The organism is Endozoicomonas sp., from assembly GCF_051008435.1.
Lineage (GTDB): Bacteria > Pseudomonadota > Gammaproteobacteria > Pseudomonadales > Endozoicomonadaceae > Endozoicomonas_A.
On sequence record NZ_JBPCXO010000228.1, the window covers coordinates 1 to 20322 of the forward strand.

Annotated in this window: 1 protein-coding gene; it reads right to left on the bottom strand. The window is 48.4% G+C overall.

Going from position 1 to position 20322, the window contains the following annotated elements; all coding sequences use genetic code 11:
* Nucleotides 1-20192 (bottom strand): retention module-containing protein (locus ACR2PX_RS11770; protein WP_433999549.1); only part of this gene is annotated, 20192 nt, incomplete at its 3' end.
* Nucleotides 20193-20322: the final 130 nt, after the last annotated feature.

Here is a 20322-nt window from a genome sequence, read left to right on the forward strand (position 1 = left end):
GTCCAGGTGCTATCACCGTTATCCGTCAGAGTGCCATGACTTCCATTGTCGAGTGTCAGCGCGGTAATGCTCAGACTGTCTCCATCCACATCGGAGCTATTGGCCAGCAGTTGTGCCTGGGTGATTATCAGATCCGTATCTTCGTTGCTGCTCCCCAGGTCTACATTGGCGGCGGCAGGTCCATCATTGAGTCCATTAATGACGACTGAAATGTCATGAGTAGTTCCATCGGCGGTTTGGATTGTGATCGTATCAGTGAGCGTTTCGCCATCATCCAGTCCCTGGATGGCTGCTTGACTGTTGCTGGCGGTATAGGTCCAGTTTCCGGCACTATCTATGGTCAGTGAGCCATAGTTTCCGGTTAGGGTTTCAGCGGTAAAGCTGTTTTCTCCAGCATCTGTATCGCTAACGATCAGAAGACCACTTTTTACCAGGTTGCCGCTGCCATCAACGTTTCTGTCTTCTGTAAGTACTGTATTCGTGGTGTCGCCCTTAGCTTCCAACATCAGGTTATCAATTTGAACACCCGCTTCATCACCGTTAACATAGATACCATTCCAGTTTTCCGGATTGGTATGATCGGAAGCTGCAGGGTTGAGCTGAGCGTCTATGCCAGATAATCCTGATACAGTTGTCCACTCAACTTCTCCAGCAGGCAAATCCTTGTACTTAACAGTGACAGCACCACTACCGCTATTAGCTTCAAAATCAACTTCAACTCGGAATCGTGCCCAACCATTACCATCCGCTGGAGAAAAGGAAACTGTCTGGGTTGAGCCATCTGCCAGTGTCAGCGTCAAGGAATCATTGTGGTCAGCAGGCTTGATGCTGATGGCTACTTCATTATCATTCTTGCCGATTTTGCCATCGCTGTTGTTATCGCCTCCGATACCAACGTCTGATCCCCACCAGTTTTTGGCAATATCTGCTTCAAAGGCGAATGTGGAAGCGTCATTGAGATCCGGTACTGTATTCAATAAGGAACCGGCTGCGCTGGCAGACACTTTAGTGAACTGCAGCGCTTGGCTGCCATCCTGACCAATATCAGCCAATTCCAGATCAACAGAGGAATTGAATTTCTCTGTTACCCATCCGCTCTGGCCATTGAGATCACCGGCTGAAAAGTCATTGAAATCTTCGGTATAGGTTTCAACAGAAGTAACGCTGGCAGTGTCGTTGATACCAGTCACGGTAATCGTTACGGTATTGGTGCTGGAGTCACCCTGTGCATCAGTGACTCGATAGTCGAAAGTGACATCTCTTGTCGCGCCCTGTGCAAGATCCTGGAAGTCGGATCCGGGATTAAAGCTATAAGAGCCATCAGCATTAACAGTAACACTGCCTTCTGAAGGCTGAGTTTCAGCAGCAAAGGTCAGTGACTCACCAACGTCAAGATCAGTAGCACTTAGTTGTCCTGCAATAACACCACCGTCTTCTGCTGCGGAAAGAGTTCCGGATAACGCTTCGGGCACCCGGTTAACATCAATGGTAAGAGTGGATGTCGCCGTATCGGTACCGTCAGAGACGGTGTACGTGAAAGTATCCTGCAAGGTGTCAGATTCAAACTCATAACCCAGAGCTTTGATTTCCTGAGGACTCAGAGCTCGGTCATAAATTCTGGCTTCATCAATCAGGCCATCAAAGCCGTAATGGTCATCAGGTTGATCTACAGAACCATCATGGAAGCGGGTGGTACCTCGCAGAGTTTCACCGGAGTTCTCATTATAATGAAGCGAAACACTACCGAATGAAGCTTCGTCGCTATGCTCGCCCATGGACTCTGCATGTCCTGAACCAAACTCTTCACCATTCAAATAGGCTTTCAAGGAGTTGTTATCAGCATCCAGAACCAGTGATACCTGTTGCCAGTCACTGCTGTCCAGTGAACTGATATCTGTGGTGAGATAGGTGCCGTTATCCCAGCCGTTTTCATTGGCCCAGGCACCAACATAAAGAGAACCTTCATCGATGTAGGTATTGTAACCCTTGCTGCCTCCACCTTCTTCGAACAACACCTGTCGACCACTCAGGTCATTGTCGCCGTCAAGCTTGAAGGAGAAGTCTATGGTTCGCTCAGTTTTGTTTCCGGAATAAACGTTAAGATCGCTGGAGTCAGTGATATCGACAATAGCGCTGGCACCGTCAAATTGCACCGCGTTGCCATTGAGACCTCCGGAAACAAAGGTTGCTCCCTCTTTCAGGGTACTGTCGTCAGAATGGCTGTCTGGGGCAGCAGAATCCGAGGCTGTGTTTCCGGATGATTCATCAAATGTCCAGTGGGCAATCAAGTCCGACGATAAGTCGACAGAAGATGGCGTATAAGTCCAGTTACCATCTTCAGCGATGGTTAAATTACCATAATCGCCTTCAATGGTTGTTGAGCCGGAAACACTGGTTCCATTGACATCAGAGATACTCAGTGGGTCATTTTCCACATCACTGTCATTAGCTAGAACACTGGCAGAACCTGTAATAGCAGCACCTTCTATAGATGCTTCGTCGGTATTGGTGTCACTGACAGTTTCTGGATCATCGTTGACTGCTGTGACATTGACTGACCAGAATACATCGGTTGTTTCGGAACCATCTGAAACTGAAATCTTAACTGAAAGGTTGCCAACATCAGGGTCATCAGGCGTTCCACTGAAGGTTTGGGTGCCGGCTTCGAAAGTCAGCCAGGCGGGCAAAGGATCGCCACTGGCAAGACTGGCATTGAATGTCAGTGAGTCTCCGTCATCATCGGAGAAAGCATTGGTCGGTAAGCTGTAACTGAAAGCAGACTCTTCCGCTACAGTCTGGTCATCGATCGTTCCAACCAGTTCCGGGGCGTCATTAATATCGCTTAACTGGATGGTATAGCTCTGATCTGATGTTAATTGACCGTCACTGACTTGAACAGTAATGGTATGAGTGTTGGCTGCTTCATAATTCAGTAGACTGCCGTCTGCAACGGTAACCTGCCCGGTAGAACCGTTGATGGTAAAGCGACCACCTGCATCGTCTGACAAGGTGTAAGTCAGAGCATCCCCTTCAATATCTGAAGCCGATACAGTGCCTACTACAACACCATCAAGTCCGTTTTCTGAAGTAGAAAATGGATGAATATTCTTACCAGAGACATTATCAAGGAACCCTGAAACAGTAGGTCCCTGGTTAATAGTAATATCACTGACACCGTAATCTCCCTCAGAATTAGAGGTTGCAATGGTTTGTGATGTACCTGATCCACTTTCAAAGAAGGAAGCTTGCTGTTCTGCTGATAAACTGTTCCAGTTCGTCAGTGTTGTATAGGCTGCAGAGACTGCCTTGAAGTTAAGAGTACCATCGCCATTATCACTGATCTGTAATTCTACTGCTTTTCTATAGACATCGTCTGTCTTGTGAACCCAGACGGTGTCACCAAGATTGAAATCATCAGACAGGGTGTAGGTTTCAGTTGTTTTCCCATTAATACTGGTGCCACCCCAAGTGAAATCAAACGTATCGATTTCTGGTGTGGGGGTAGTTGGTGCATCATTAACTCCGGTGACAGTGATGCTGACATTAGCAGACGAACTTAAACTCCCATCACTGGCGGTAACCCTTACCTGAAGGGTGCCCAGATCTGGATCATCCGGTGTCCCGCTGAAAGTTCGGGTTCCGGCATCAAAGCTCATCCATGATGGTAGTGGATCACCATTGGTAAGAATGGCAGAGAATGTCAGGCTATCGCCATCAAGATCATTGAAAGCATTGGCATCAATGGTGTAGTTGAAGGCAGATTCTTCGGTAGCGGTCTGGTCTGAAAGTCCAACATAATCTGATTCTGCAGGGCCTGAGCCAGAAGGTACGTAATTCACATCGTCGCTGATCACAACCTTGTCGACTGCAATGCCGTCTTCGCGCATCCAGAGATTCAGTTGATGTACGCCAGGAGCTTCAACCTCAATGGTGATACGACCAGCGCTGTCCATTCTGTCACCGGCCCAGTCATGACTGCCTTCATTGAAGTCAATTCGGGAACCGGTACTTACTGCATCACCATTCAGACCTATATGAACACTGTCACTGAGTCCATCGGGTGCGTCACCCCGTACCCAGACGTAATAGGTACCCGCACTGTCAAACTGGATATCATAAGTTAGCTCTGAGCTGACACCTGTGTACTGGGTATCGAAGCCATCTGCATCATTATTGGCGGTATGAACCTGTTGTCCACCTGATGCTGAAGCATCATTTTCTACAGTCCAGGCGTTGCCGCTTCGGTTGACCTGACTACTGAAATGCTCAGCTTCGATAGATATCAGTCCATTGTCTTCAGCAAAGACTGGAGAAGGTGCATCATTAACGTTATTGACCATCAGGTTGAAGCTGGCATCTTTTGCTTCCCCATCCTCATCGGTAGCAGTCACCTTCAGGTTTAGAGTAGCGACATCGCCATTATCAGGTGTGCCTGAGAAGACGCGCGTTGAGGCATCAAAACTTAGCCAGCTTGGGAGTGCTGAACCATCAGACTGGGTCGCAGTGAAAGTGAGTGTGTCACCGTCGGCATGAGAGAAGGTATTTTCTGGCACCGTAAAGTTGAATACGGAGTCCTCATTGACGGACTGATCGGTGACAGCATTAGCAAGTAATGGAGAATCATTGACTGAAGCAACATCAAAACCAGTCTGAATAGTGGTGATTGAGTGGCCATCAGACACTTTGAAAGAGATCGCTCCAGTGCCAGACCAGTCAGCATCAGGCGTCAGTGTCCAGGTACCATCATTATTATCAACCAACGTCGCCTGTCCGGAGTGCAGGCTGACATCCGAAAGAGACAGATGACTGTCATCAATATCTGATATCCGTGCTAACAGCTGAGCTTCGGTAATCACCAGGCTGTTGTCTTCATCCAGAGCAAGGTTAACGGCGTTGCTGGACGCTGCAACAGGAGCATCATTATTGCCACTCAGAGTGATGGTAATATTGTGTGTAGTGCCATCCTGGCTCTGAACAGTAATCGTCTCAGTCAGGGTGTCTGCTCTCGCCGTCACCAGATCTGCATCGTCCAGGCTGCCGTTGGATGTACCTCTGGCCTTATTACCGGACTTATCCGTTAACGCCTCAGTTAAAGTGCTGCCCGAGAAGTCATAGTGAGAAAGCAGGTCTGGCTGGGTTTCACCGTTCATGGCGTCGGCAATTTCTGCCGGTGTCAGTGCTCTGCTGTATGTCTGTAAATCATCCAATTGTCCATCAAGGCTGTTATCCACTCGACCCAGCTCGGTAAAACCGGACAACTTTACATTGTCCGGTGCTGAATCGGTATGAAGCAGCTCGCCATCTTTGTAGAAACGGTATTCGGTCCCATCTTTAACCCAGGTGATATGTGACCACTCTCCCTGGGTGAATACATTGTCTGCTGCTCCCGAAAAGCTGCCGCCAGAACTGTCCATTGATGACCAGTGCAGGTCACCATCCGGAGCAACCCAGAGTGACGGTGAGCGATCAGATACATCACTGGGCTGGGAGCCAAAGAATCCATGAAAATCGCCATCCACAGTATCCGGCTTAACCCAGATACTGACAGTAAAGTCATCACTGGCAACCAGATCAGAATTGATTCGGGCGCTACTGTTCCAGTCACCCTCAAAATTCAGAGCTTGACTGGTACCCAATGATTGAACCGCAGACTGTGAGTTATCGGCTGAGTAAGTCCAGTCACCGTTTGCATCGATGGTGAGAGAACCATGCGTGCCATTAATAGTTTCAGCTGTGAAACTGGCTTCTCCGGTATCGATATCAGAAACATTCAGAGATCCGGATGTTGATAGAGTGGCTGCAGAATCTTCAATCAGGGTACCGGTATTATCACCAGTGAAAGTGGCTGTGTCGTTTACAGCCTGAAGTTCAACCTGAATAGCCTGAGTCGTTGTGCTGCTATCACCTCCGGATGTTTCTGTAGAGGTAGCAGACAGAGTTATTGTAAAGTCAGTGTTGGCATTACTTTGGGGGTCCAGGGACAGACTGTTGAGGTTCCAATCTGAAATATCGATTCCTGTGCCAGAAGAAACCACTGAATGGGTGCCATCACTTATTGTATAGCCAGAAGGAATGCCGGTAAGACTTAAGCTTAGTGTTTCGGAACCATCGTTATCAGCCAGTGTGGCTGAGAGGTCAAACTCGAAAGCGGTGTCTTCTGTCGCTGAAATAGTGGTCAGCTTTTGAATAGCTACATCGTCAAGAAGAATACCGTGATCATCATTCTCACTGTTGGCCGACAATTCTCTGAGTTCAAGCACTCCAGAGCTTGCAGACAGAGCTGGTAGCCTGACGGTAATAGTTTCCCAGTCTGAAGCAGGGCTTATGGTCTGTATGACTTCACCATTCCAGACCACTTCCATATCGTCTGTACCGAGACTGTCAGGACGGGTTCTGGCTGAGAAGGTTAATTCATGATCAAAGCCTGAGCTGGTATCAAGGGTGTATCGAATTGCATCAGGAGTGGAAGATGCTGATCCTTCATCATCCAAATCCATGATGTAACCATTGCCACCAGATGAATCTGTCACACCATAAACACTTGCTTGATTGATTTCAGGTGTGTTTTCAGAACTCCAGCCGGCTGCGATATCATTGTTCTCAAAATCTATTGAGGTGATTATTTGGGAGCCAGAGGGGGTTATGACAGGAGCATCAGCATCGGGTGAAACAAGGACGTCAACCTGTCCAGAAACGGTTGCAGTACCATCACTGACATCCAGTGAGATCTGACCAGAACCTGACCAGTTAGCATCCGGAGCAAACGTCCATGTTCCATTACCGTTATCCGTTACAGAAATGGAGCCGGAGCTGATACTGACATTACTGACAGAAAGCGTTTCAGCATCGATGTCTGTAGCCGAAACCTCAGTCAGCAATTCTGCTTCGGTCAAGGTGAAACTGGTGTCTTCATTGGTGGTAACCGTCTGGGCCGACCCCAGTGACGGCGCATCATTGGTGCCCTGAATCGTAATCTCAACAGTGTGAGTCGTGCCATCATTGGAGCTGATGGTGATGGCGTCTGTCAGCTGCTCTCCATCATCCAGAGATTGAATACTGTTTTGAGTGTTATCTGCAGAGTAAGTCCAGTTACCCTCGGCATTAATGGTCAGAGAGCCATAACTTCCGTTCACTGTTTCAGCTACGAATGAGGCGCTGCCATCGGCATCGGATACTGATAAGTTGCCAGATGTGGTTAATGTCGCAGCTGCGTCTTCAGTCAGGGTTCCGCTATCATCTCCGGTAAATACAGCAGCATCGCTGACTGGCTGCATATCTACTCGAATTGTCTGGGTATGGGTGGCCGTATCATTATTACTGGCTTCCGTGGCAGTGGAAGCCACTGTAATAGTGAAGTCAGTATCGTGGTTGGCAACCGGAGTAATTGTGAGGTTTGAGAGATTCCAGCTAGATGCATCGATAGCACTGCCATCCGTCGTCACACTGTTGGTTCCATCGCTTAGAGCAAAGCCGGCGGGAATTCCACTCAAACTGACAGACAAGGTTTCCGAGCCATCCGAGTCGCTCAGGGATGAACTTAAATCAAGGGCAATTCGTGTATCTTCCTGGCTCGAGATCATTTTGTCATAGGAAGAATCGGTGCTGTCATCAGCCCCCAGTCGACTGATCGTTATCTGATCCAGTAACGGACCTACGCCATTGTTCTGACCAGCCACCTCTCTTACTGTTAGCTGAGTCGAAGTCTGGTTGGTATCAGGAAGGCTAATGGTCACTTCTTCCCAGCTGGTACCCGGATCAATGGTTTGTATCACCTCTCCGTTCCAGACAATCTCTATTTCATCGGTTCCATCGTAGTTGTCACGCTGCTTCACCCAGAGTGAGATCTGGTGATCATGACCCTGACCGGTATCAACGGAGTAGTAAAAAGCATCTGGGTTGCCTGAACCGCCTGCATCTAGCCCAGTTATATTTGTGCCGCTGTTGGAAGTTCCGACAGGGCCTCCGCTGTTGTGGATTTCCGCGTCGTGCTCTGAAGTCCAACCGGAAGCCAGCCCACTGTTAAAATTCATGGAGCTGATAACGGTTGTACCTGTTATTGAGATATCAGGAGCATCTGCGAATGCAGTGACTGTAATATCAGCCTGGCCAGCCACAGTGACCGTTCCATCTGAAATATCGAAAGACAGTTGTCCATTGCCTGACCAGTCTGATGAAGGGGTGATGGTCCAGGTATCGTTGCCATTATCCGTCACTGACACCTGACCACTGGTTACCTGGACATTGCTCACAGATAAAATGTCACCATCAACATCCGAAGTATTGGCGAGCAGCTCCGCCTTAGTGATTGTCTGGCTGTTGTCTTCATCCACTGAGTGGCTGGTAGCCGCTGTCGTAATCGGAGCATCATTGATATCGGTTACTGATAGTGAAAAGCTTTCGGGATAAGTCGCCCCTTCACTGTCTTCAGTAGTAACACTCAGAGAAATATTGTCTTCTGTCTCATGATCGAGACTGATGCCATCCTTGAGCTTGAGTTGGCCGTTGACTATCTCAAAGCGATTGTCGTTGACTGAATAGCTGTGGTTGTCTCCGGAGTCAGCATCGGCTGTGCTCAGATTTCCGACTATTGCGCCTGCCGAGTTTTCAGAAACTGAGAGAGCATCAAGACTGATGGCTGTAGGCGAATCATTCTCTGGGAGAAGTTCAACTCTAAGACTACTGCTACTGCTGGCTGAGTCGCCATTACCTTCAGTTGCTGTGGCGGCAATGGTGATTGTGAAGTCGCTATGACTGTGAGCTGGAGGTGTCAGGGAAAGGGCGGTCAGGTTCCAGTCAGATACATCAATAGTATTGCCGTCAGCATTAACGGTATGGGTGCCGTCTGTCAGCACACTGCCTGTGGGAATACCAGCAAGACTGGTAGTGATTGACTCAGTTCCACCACTGGTGACTGTGCCAAGATTCAGAGGAATGCTAGTGTCTTCTAGGCTGGTAATGCTGAAATCATAAGCAGGATCGTCACTGGCGGAAATGCCTACTTTCAGAACCTTCAAATCATCAATCAGCGAACCTTCAAAGTCATTAGCACCAGAGGACTCCCTGATTTCAATGCTGGTCTGATCTTCCCCTGTTGGCGGCAGTTCAATACGATGTACAGTCCAGCTATCAGTAGGGGTTATTGTGGCTATCTGTTCCCCGTTCCAGTAGATCTCAAAATCATCGGTGGTATCAGGTCGACGTTCCCTGGTGGCAAATTCCAAAATAAATGGTTGACCATCGCTGGTATCTGCCTGGTAACTGATGGCATCAAGAGTCTGGTTGGTATCAAGCTCCAGCCATTGATTACCCTCAAAAGCTGTATTGTCGTCAGCCCCATTGCGCTGAAATTCGAAGTGTCCTGCTGTACTGCTCCATCCTTCAGGTGAGGTATTAACATCCTGCCAGTCTGAACTTATTACGGTATCTTCAAATCCCCATTCACTAACGAGGGTTTCACTGATGTCAGGAGAGATAACTGGGCTGTCTGCTAAAGCATTGATATCAACAACAGCAGTCCCGTTGGCTCCAGAGTGACCATCACTGACTACAAAGCTGAAAGAAACATCATCGCCATTGAAGTTTGCTGTAGGCGTGAAGGTCCAGGTGTTATTACCATTGTCGGTTACTGATCCCTGATTGCTGTCAGTCAGGGTCAAACTGCTTATTGAAAGACTATCTCCGTCTATATCGGAAGCAGTTGCAAGTAGTTGGGCCTCCGTAATAGTTAAACTGGTGTCTTCATCAATGTTGCCCAGATCGATGGCGGAGGAAACGGTAGGGGTATCATTACTGCCATTAAGGGTGATGGTAATATCTTTTGTGGTGCCATCGACACTTTGTACTGAAAATGTCTCTGAGAGGCTCTCGCCATCATCCAGTTGCTGAATAGGAGCCTGCGAACTCTCAGCTGAATAATTCCAGTTACCCTCGCTATCAATGGCCAGAGTGCCATAATCTCCAACAAAATTAGCAGCGGTGAAGGATGATTCTCCAGTATCAACGTCAGTGACATCCAGTTTTCCGGATGCAGTGAGAGTAGCTGCATCGTCTTCTGTCACAGAGCCAGTATCTACACCAGTGATCACAGCAGAGTCATTAACGTTTGCGACTGTCAGGCTGATTTCTGTGGAGTTAGTTGCTTCGCCATCATCAACAATGATTCGAATATTCAGGCTGCCAACATCGGCGTTTTCAGGTGTGCCGGAAAAGGTTCGAGTCGTACTGTCAAAGCTAAGCCAGTCAGGTAGCGGGTTACCGTCTGATAATGTTGCGGACCAGGACAGACTATCGCCAGAATCGACATCTGAAAAAGCTTCTTCAGATACTGTGTAAGAGAATGCTGTGTCCTCAGTGGCATTCTGATTAGCAGGAGCATTCAGATAGCTGGATTCATCGGGGCCATTACCATTAGGCACGAAATCCGGGTCTGTGGTGAGAATGATTTTGTCGGCCTGGAAGCCGTCTTCACGAACCCAAAGGTTTATCTGATGCCGACCTGCTTCCGTGATTTCGATAGAAGCTGTGGCAGAGTCCATGGTGCCTGTGGACCAGTTGCCATCTGAACCAAAGCTGGTTATGGCATCGCTTGAGTTGAGGTACTGACCATCAAGACCCAGGTGGACACTGTCCGCATTACCATCGGCGGCATAGCCTTTTATCCAGACATAATAGGTGCCTGGTGTATCGACCTGAACCTCATAATTTACTTCGGCACTGTTGCCTTCAGTACTGCCTTGATAGGCACCACTGCCGTCTGCTGTAGTGATGACTTCCCCTCCGGAAGCCCCGCCTTTATTTTCTGTAGACCAGGTTTCACCACTTCGACTGACATTGGAGTGGAAGTTTTCTGCTTCGAGGACGAGCAAGCCACCAGATTCCTGAAATACCATGACAGGCGCATCATTGGTATTGGTGACATCAAGATTAAAAGTGGAGCTGGCTGAGCTGCCATCGGGGTCTGTGGCGGTTACTTTGAGACTTAAAGTGCCAACATCTTCATTGTCCGGCATTCCGAAGAAGGTACGGGTTGAAGCATTAAAGCCCAGCCAGGGAGGCAAGGCGCTGCCATCACCCTGGGTTGCGGTGTAAGTCAGTACATCACTTTCTGCATCACTGAAGGTATCTACAGGCACTTGAAAGTTGAAAGATGAATCTTCAGTGACGCTCTGACTGGTGATAGCAGAATCCAGTACAGGACCATCATTGGAGCCAGCAAGAGTGATCGTAATTTCCTGTTCAGTGCCATCAAGAGACTGGACTGTCAGGGTTTCCTGTAATGTATCGTTATTGCCGAGAGCTTGAATAGCAGTCTGACTGTTGTCAGCAGAATAATTCCAGTTGCCAGAAGAATCGATCGTCAGAGAGCCGTATGAACCCGAAATCGTTTCTGCTGTGAAGCTGGCTTCACCACTGTCGGTATCAGCAATGGTCAAAGTACCTGAAGTGGTCAGCGTAGCAGCGGTATCTTCAGTAAGGGTTGCAGTGCTTACTCCATCGATCACAGCTGCATCATTAGTTCCGTTGATGGTGATGATAATATTCTGAGTAGTACCTTCAGCAGATTGAACCTGAAGGGTCTCAGTGAGCGAGTCACCATCACCCAGAGTCTGAATGGCAGCTTGTGTATTATCAGCAGAGTAAGCCCAGTTGCCCTCCTCATCGATTGTCAGAGTTCCATAGGAACCATTCACCGTTTCTGCCAAAAAACTACTTTCGTCACTGTCTGAGTCAGCAACGGTCAAGGCACCTGATGTGGTTAAAGTCGCTGCATCATCTTCTGCTACAGCGGCTGTATTCACACCGCCAATGACCGCAGTATCATTGGTTCCATTCAAGGTAATTACAATATTCTGAGTGGTACCGTCGATAGACTGAATCTGGAGGGTTTCGATCAGTGAGTCACCATCTCCCAATGCCTGAATGGCCGCCTGATTGTTGTCTGCTGAGTAATTCCAGTTCCCATCACTATCTATAGTGAGGTCGCCATAGTTTCCGCTGATGGTTTCACTGTTAAATCCGGCCTCTCCTGCGTCTGGATCTACAACACTCAGAGAGCCAGTGGCTGTGAGTGTGGCTGCAGAATCTTCTGTAAGAGACGCCGTATCATCACCTGAAATGACCGCTGTATCAGCTACAGAGGTAATATTGACTCTCACCAGGTTGTTAACTTCATAACCCAGAGTTCCGTCACTGACCACATAGAGCATTTCCAGCATGCCATTGAAGTCTGGGGCTGGATTAAGTGTCCAGGTTCCGTCGTTGTTGTTGGTAATGCTATGACCACCGACTGGCAGGGAAATGGTCGACACAGTTAATGTGTCTCCATCTATATCGTTAACAGCATTAAGAATTAAGGACTCATTAATTATAAGGCTATTGTCTTCTGCTAGAGTCCCCAGAAAAACAGGGGCGCCATCGCCCTGGTCATTGGCACCTTGAATCGTAATAGTCACGTCATGGGTGGTACCGTCACTGGATTGAACAGTGAGTGTGTCTTGAAGTGTTTCTGTGACACCCAGTTCCTGAATATCTGATTGTCTCGAATCAGCAATGTATTCCCATTGACCATCGCTGTTGATGGTTAACTCACCGTATGAACCAGTGACTGTTTCTGCCAGGAAAGAAGCTTCTCCAGCGTCAAATTCCTGAACATCCAGATCACCCGAGGCAATTAATTCCCTCTGTCCCAATGGGCCATAAGTGCTGAAGTCATCCTCTGTGACTGTACCGGTGTTAACACCTGTGATGATCGCAGCGTCATTCTGGGGCTGGATATCAATCAGGATTTCTCTGGTCGTCGAAGCGCTGTCTCCACCTGACTGTTCTGTGGCAGTGGCCGTGACGCTTATCGTGAAGTCTGTTTCATGGTGATCAACCGGTGTAACCGATAGATTGGCAAGATTCCAGCTGGAAACGTTGATAGGGCCACCGGTCGAAGTCGTGATCTCAGAACCGTCTGTAATCTCAGCTCCTGAAGGAATGCCTTCGACAAGAACGTTAAGAGTTTCAGAGCCATCTATATCTGTCAGGTCGACCCCAAGATTCAGAGCTATGTTGGTGTCTTCATTGGCAATGACAGTGGCATTCTGGGCGCTGTTATTGAAAAGGACTGAAGGTGCATCAGCGTCAGGTGTTATGGCCATCGATAAGGTGTTGGTAACTGATTCGTTGCCATCAGAGATATCAAATGACAGCTGGCTGGTACCTGACCAGTGCACGATAGGCGTAATAGTCCAGGTACCGTTGCCATTGTCTGTGACACCAACACTGCCATTATCAACCGTGACATTACTGACAGAGAGGTCGTCTCCGTCGATGTCTGAGGCGTTAATCAGGAGTTGAGCTTCTGTCAGTGTAATCGTCTGGTCTTCATTAACTGTATGGCTGATACCCGCGCTGAAGACCGGGGCATCATTGACTGCAGTGACATCTATCGTCATCACGTTCTGAGACACAGAGAAGATATCTTGCTGGTCTGCCACGGAAAAGCTAAAGCTGTCATAGCCATCACCATTGGCATTCAGCACTGGTGTGAAAGTGAGCAGACCTGATTCTATATCTTGCTTTGAAACAGAGTCACCCTGTGAAACCGACTCGCCATTTAACTGCAAATCACCGTTGTCTGGCAGGTTCTCAATGCGAATCTGACTGAGGGAATCGCCTTCGTCTTCATCAGTAAAGTTAAAGTCACTGACCGAAAAGGTGTAACTGCTGTCTTCCAATGTTGAAACTGTTTCATTCTGGGCTTCAGGAGCATCATTGGCATCAGTCAGATAGATTGTGAATGCACGTGTATCCGTTAATGATCCATCGCTGACTTGCACTGTTATGTTATGACTTCCTGAGGTCTCATGATCAAGAAGTGTGCTGTCAGAAGTGGCAACGGTGATGACTCCGGTGTCGGAATCAATGGTAAACCGTCCACCTGCATCGTTTGTCAGAGAGTAACTTAGGTTGGGGTTATCTACGTCGGTAGCGCTGGCCGTTCCTATCTGGGTGCCGGATGTACTGTGCTCTTCGACATGAAAACTGTCGGATAACAGGTTGTTGACGGTATCGGCTTGATAAATGGCCTTTGCCTGATCTGCATCAACGGCACCGTTAGCAATAATCAGTTCGTCAATACTGCCATCCAGATAGCCGTCATCGGACCATTGGCTTTTACCCAGAAAGTTTCCAGTACGCACCATTTCTGCTGGTACAACACCATCAGCTTGTCCGGCCAGTTCACCGTTTCTGAAGATGGACATGGTGCCATCGGCTTCAACCGTTGCAGTGACATGGACCCATTCTCCTGCAGTGAAGAAATTATTGATCTCAAGCGTGCCTTTTGGATCATCCGCACCACCAGAATAAATATGGAATCCGATACCGTTATTGCTTCCGGTATGACCGAGCACAATATTGTTGTCACTTTGACCGTTACCAAAATCAAGGATTCTGGACCAATGTTCATCAAAGCTGTCGAATTGAACCCAGGCAGAGAGGGTCATAGCACCACCGGTGCTCATTCCCTGCAGTTCGGCAGAGCCAGCAGTACCATCCATATTGAATGCACTGCCTGTGTTGTCATGACCGGATACCCAGTTTACGTTGCCAGAAAAGCTGGCATTGTTTCCTTCTGTGGATATGTCATTGGCCATTAGGCCAGCACCGGTATTAAAGTCCAGAGCTGTGATGATGTCGTCTACTAACGGAGATGACTGGAGTTCAGGAGGATCATTAACCGCTGTAACGTTAATTTTGAATTGCCCGGAGGCACTGAGGTCACCATCACTGGCTATGACTTTGACAATGATTTGTCCCAGATCCGGATCATCGGGTGTTCCGGAGAAAGTGCCGTTGGAAGGATTAAATGTTACCCATGAAGGTAATGGGTTACCGTCGTTCAGTGTGGCGGAATACGTTAGGTTATCACCGTCTATATCGGCAAAGGCCTCTGATGGGAGCTGGTAGCTGAATGCCTGTTCTTCAGTCGCAGATTGGTCCATCATGCCGGCATCAATGACCGGGGCGTCGTTGGTGCCTGTAATAGTGATAGTAACGTTGTGAGTATTATACCCTTCAGTAGTGACCTCAAAGGTTTCACTTAGAGTATCGCCGTCATCCAGGCCTTGAATAGCCAGAAGCGAGTTGTCTGCTGTATAAGCCCATTGACCATTGGCATCAATGACAAGATCACCATAATTTCCGGTCAATGTTTCGGCTTGAAATTGAGCTTCTCCCTGATCCGCATCGGATGCTGTCAGGGTCCCCGATGTTGTCAGACTGCTAGCGTGACTGTCCTCCGCTACGGTTGCAGTATCAACGCCTGTTATTAGTGCATTATCGTTTGTTCCGGTAATCACCAGAGAAGCGGTCTGGGAGGCTGAGCTGCCATTACCGTCTTCAACGTCATAGCTATAGACAATGGTTTCAGTGACTCCGTCAGGAAGATAGTCATAGGCACCGGGGTCCACTGTCAGGATAGTGCCATTGATCGTAATTCCAGAATCATTCCCAGAGGACAGAGTGAGCTGTGCAACGGAAAGACTATCGCCTGTATCAATGTCTGAAGCATGATCCAGCAAGTTAATCTCGACTGAAGCAGTATCTTCAACAAAGCTGTCGGAAATGGCAGCACTGACCGTAGGATCATCATTGACGGGGGTAATATTAAAATCGAATGTGGCAGATGATGAGAAAAGCTCGCCATCTCCAACCTGAAACTCAAACGACGCGTACAAGTTGCCATTTTCATTTTCAGAAGGCTCAAATCTCAAGCGCCCAGCCAGCAGGTCGTTTCTTGTCACTTCCATGTCTGCCGTGACAGCTGACCCGTTATAGAGTAATTCACCCGCTGAGGGTAATTGGGTGACTTTAATACTTTGCAGTGTCTGGCCTGCATCGGGGTCGGAGAAGGTAAAGTCAGAAGTGGTAAAGATGTAAGGTGTATCTTCGTCAGAGATAACCAGGGTATCTGCAGTATCCGGAGCGTCATTGACGGCAGTAACCGTAATGGTGCTGGTGGCAATATTACTGCTGTCATGGCCATCGTCGACACTGAAACTGATGGTGCGATCAGCAATACTGGGTGACTCGGAACTGTTTGAGTAAGTGACTGTTCTCAGGGCTTCCTGGTATTGAGCAACTGTTGCAGTTCCCGAGAGGGTCATGGTGCCTGATGATGAATCCCAACTTCCTGAAATACCGTTGTGATCTGTAAAGGCAAGGCTGTCTTCACCTGAACTGAAATTGCCGCTGATCGTGACTGTGGCACTGTCCATTGTGACAGAGTCAATGTCAGCCAGAGTGATGTGGCCATCTATGACCTGCGAGCCATCGTTTTCTGTGTAAGCCAGATTACCGCCTGCTGTGACAACAGGAGCATCATTGGTACCATGAATCGTGGCTGTAACGGTGTGTTCAGTACCATCAGCTGTCTGAACTGTAAAACTGTCCGTCAGTGAGTCGCCGTGCCCCAGTGCCTGAATAGTGCTCTGACTGTTATCAGCACTGTAAACCCAGCTGCCATCTGAATCGATTGATAATTGTCCATGGTTTCCTGAAAGCGTATCCGCCTGGAATTCTGCTTCGTTGTCATCAGCATCTGTAACTGTCAGATCACCACTGGCAGTTAGGGTGGCTGTGTGGTCTTCTGTGACTAAACCCATGTCTACTCCACCAATAACTGCGGAGTCATTTGTGCCTGTCAGAGTGATTGTTGCGAACTGAGGTGAGCTGCCTCCATTGCCATCCGTAATGTTGAAGACATAGCTCAATGTTTCTGTAACACCTTCGCCAAGATACTGGTAAGCCGTGGTGTCGATTTCCAGGGTGCTGGAAGTGGTGGTAATCCCGGAATCATCTCCGCTGATCAGGCGAAGCTGGGTAATCTCCAGTACATCACCGATATCTGGGTCTGAAGCACCCTGAAGCAAATCAATGGACTGAGTTCCAGTATCTTCTGTGACGTTATCATCAATGATTCCTGTCAGCTCAGGATTGTCGTTGACCGAAGTGACATCAAGAGTGGCTGATGCACTGGCTTCGTCGCCTGAGGTTCCATCTGAAACGGTAAAGTTAAAAGTTACATCGTCACCGAAGTAATGTTCGGTTGGTGTATAGCTCCAGGTACCGTCATTGTTATCAGTCAGGCTTCCTGTTGCAGGATCTGTGAGAGTAACGGATTCAACACTGAGACTGTCTCCATCAACATCGTTGGCTGAGGCTAGAAGATCATTAGCTGTAATAACATAGGAGGTATCTTCGAGAATTGATCCCAGATCAACATTCCCGGCAACGGGCGCATCATCGACAGGGATCAGATCGACATGAAGTGTTTTACTGACAATGGATTGATCGTTGTTGGCAGATTCGGAGGTCGTGGCGGTGAAGGTCAAAGTAAAGTCTGAGTGACTGTTTGCTGAAGGCGTCAGTCTCAGAGTGTTTTGCTGCCAGCTACTGATATCAATGTCGCTTCCGTCCGCCGTAACAGTCTGGTTGCCGTCAGTAATGATGCTTCCAGTGGGCGCACCGGACAGAACCAGCTGGTAGGTTTCGGAGCCATCGGTATCTGCGAGGGCACTGCTGAGACTCAGGGGGACAGGGGTGTCTTCATAACTGCTGATGGTGTAATCAATCGCTGGATCATTACTGTCCTGAACACCAAGTCTGACAACAGAAATATCATCAACAATAGGGCCTGATCCCTGATTCTGTGAGGCAACTTCCCGAATCTGGACAACAGTGCTGGCTTGGTCTGTATTGGGAAGAGCTATGGTGTGCTCACCCCAGGTAGTAGCAGGATCAATAGTAGCAATGACTTCGCCATTCCAGACAATCTCGACATCATCAGTACTGTCGTCGTTATCACGTTGCCTTAACCAGAGTGTTAGCTGATGATCGTGACCCTGGTTGGTATTAACTGTGTAGATGAGGGCGTCAGGAGTACCGCCAGAGCCAGCATCCAGTTCAGCAAGACGACTGCCACTGTGGGGGTCTCCCATAACATCACTGCCATGGATTTCCAGACCATTTGAAGTGGACCAGTCTCCCAGTCCTGATTCAAATCCCAGAGTTGTAACGGTTTCGGAACCATCCAGATCAAGAGAGGCCGCATCCGCTAACGGGGTGACATTGACAGTGAACGTCTGGATATCAGAAGACAACTCACCATCGTTTACCCGAAAGTTAAAGCGGGCGTAGTTGTCAGCACTTTCGTTGGCCTCAGGAAGGAAAGTCAGCAAGCCTGCGGAAATATCCGCACGAGTAATGGCGTCCCCCTCGGAAATCTGAGAGCCGTTGAGCTCGAGAGAACCACTGTCTGGGAGAGTCTCAATGACTACAGCTTCGAGCTGGTCACCGACATCTTCATCGCTATAGGGAAAGTCATTCAGGGTAAAGCGGTAAAGAGAGTCTTCGTCAATAAGGGTCGAGCTGTCTGCAGAGATAGGGGCTTCGTTGATATCGTTAACTTCAACGGTAAAGCTCTCTGAATAAGCGGCACCATTTACATCGGTTGTTGTTACCTCAACATCGATGGATTCATCCGTTTCATGATTCAGGGCGATGTCATCTTTCAGCTTGAGCTCGCCGTCAACCACTTCAAAGCGATTGTCATCGACGGCATAAGTGTGTGTGTCTGAAAGATCCTTGTCCGTGGTGGATAAAGTGCCTACAACAGCGCCATCCTGATTTTCATCAATATGAGTGCCAGACAGATCAAGATCTTCCGGATTATCATTAATACCTTCAATGGTGATAGACGAGCTCTGGCTGACAGTTCCGCCGTGGCCATCATCTATCTCATAGCTGTATTCGATCTCTTCTGATTCACCTTCTGCCAGGTGTTCATATGCAGAAGTATCCACAGCAAGGCTGTTGCCATCGTCGGAGACACTGATTCCTGCAGGGTCGCCAGCCGTCAGTCTGAGAGAGACAACATTTAAAGTGTCAGTAGCATCGATGTCGAATGCGCCTGCCAACAAATCAATATCAAAGTCATCGCTGTTCTGATCAGAAGTCTGGATTATGGCTTCTCTGACCTGAGGCTGGTCATTGGTTCCCGAGAGGGTCACTGTGACGGATTGTGGAACGGATTCTCCCTGGGAATCAGTCACCTGGTATTGGTATGTCAGTGTTTCTGATTCGCCTTCAGCCAGATATTTGTATGCTTCGGGGTTGATGCTGAGGCTGCTGCTGTCTAGGCCGATAGAGACACCGGTCTCATTACCGTTAGTCAGGCGGAGCTGTTCGACAGAGAGGGTATCTGATCGATCCTTGTCAGAAGCCTGAGAGAGCAGGTCAATGATTGTCTCACCATCGTTCTGAACAATATCGGCCGAGACCGGTCCGGAAACTTCCGGTGCATCATTGACACCATTTATAGTGATATCAACAGAAGCCTGTGAACTGGCACCACTGCTGTCTGTGACTTTAAAGATAAAAGTGACAACGGATTGCTCACCCGCTGCAAGGTATTCGAAGTCACTTCCTGTCTGGAAGCGAAAGCTGCCATCCTCATTGAGGATCAGTTGTCCTGATGAGGGAGACGACACCAGACTGAACGTCAGGGTTTCACCGGTATTGGCGTCATAGACATGGAGCTTGCCTTCAAGCTCTGTACCGTTCTCACTGCTCCCCATAATCATGTTGTGCGCGGTCGGCGCATAATTGACTGCATGGGTGCCTGTTAGTTCTTCTTCATCATCATCTTCAAAAGTAGCTAGCGACTTAGCCTCTGATAGCAGATCATAAGCGGTCTGATCATGCTCTTTCGGGGCGTCTCTTTTCAGAATTGAGGCTTCGTCAGGAGAATCGCTACTCACTGGCGGAGGTTGATCGCGTGAAGGGCTGTCGCTTTCTCCTGCAGAGGAGGGTTCGGAGACTTTTACAGGATCTGCTCCATCAGCAATGGCGGTTTGAATTTCTTTGACTTCTGATGACTCAGGAATGCCCTCAATTTCTGCTATTTGCATCATGCTTTGCTGCATGATGAGCTGAGACTGGCCTCCAAGTTGAATGACTTGGTTATTAAGTAGACGAATAGAGGTTGAGTCACTGGATTCAGAGACCACCCTGTCATTGAGATAGAGTGGATCTCCTTCCTGAAGAAAACGTTTGCTGCCATCGGGGGCGATGACGACTACGTTACCATCGGTTTCCTGAATATGGCCGATGACTGGCCTGGAACCATCAGAATCTGATTGCATATTCCTTTGCCCACTTCCTTGTTGTGCAAAGAGGAGTTCAATAATGAGAGCCTGAGCTGGGTAGATCAGGTTACAGGTAGGGGAGAACTCCTTCTCACACCATTACTTGATAAAAAAGCACACTTATTAG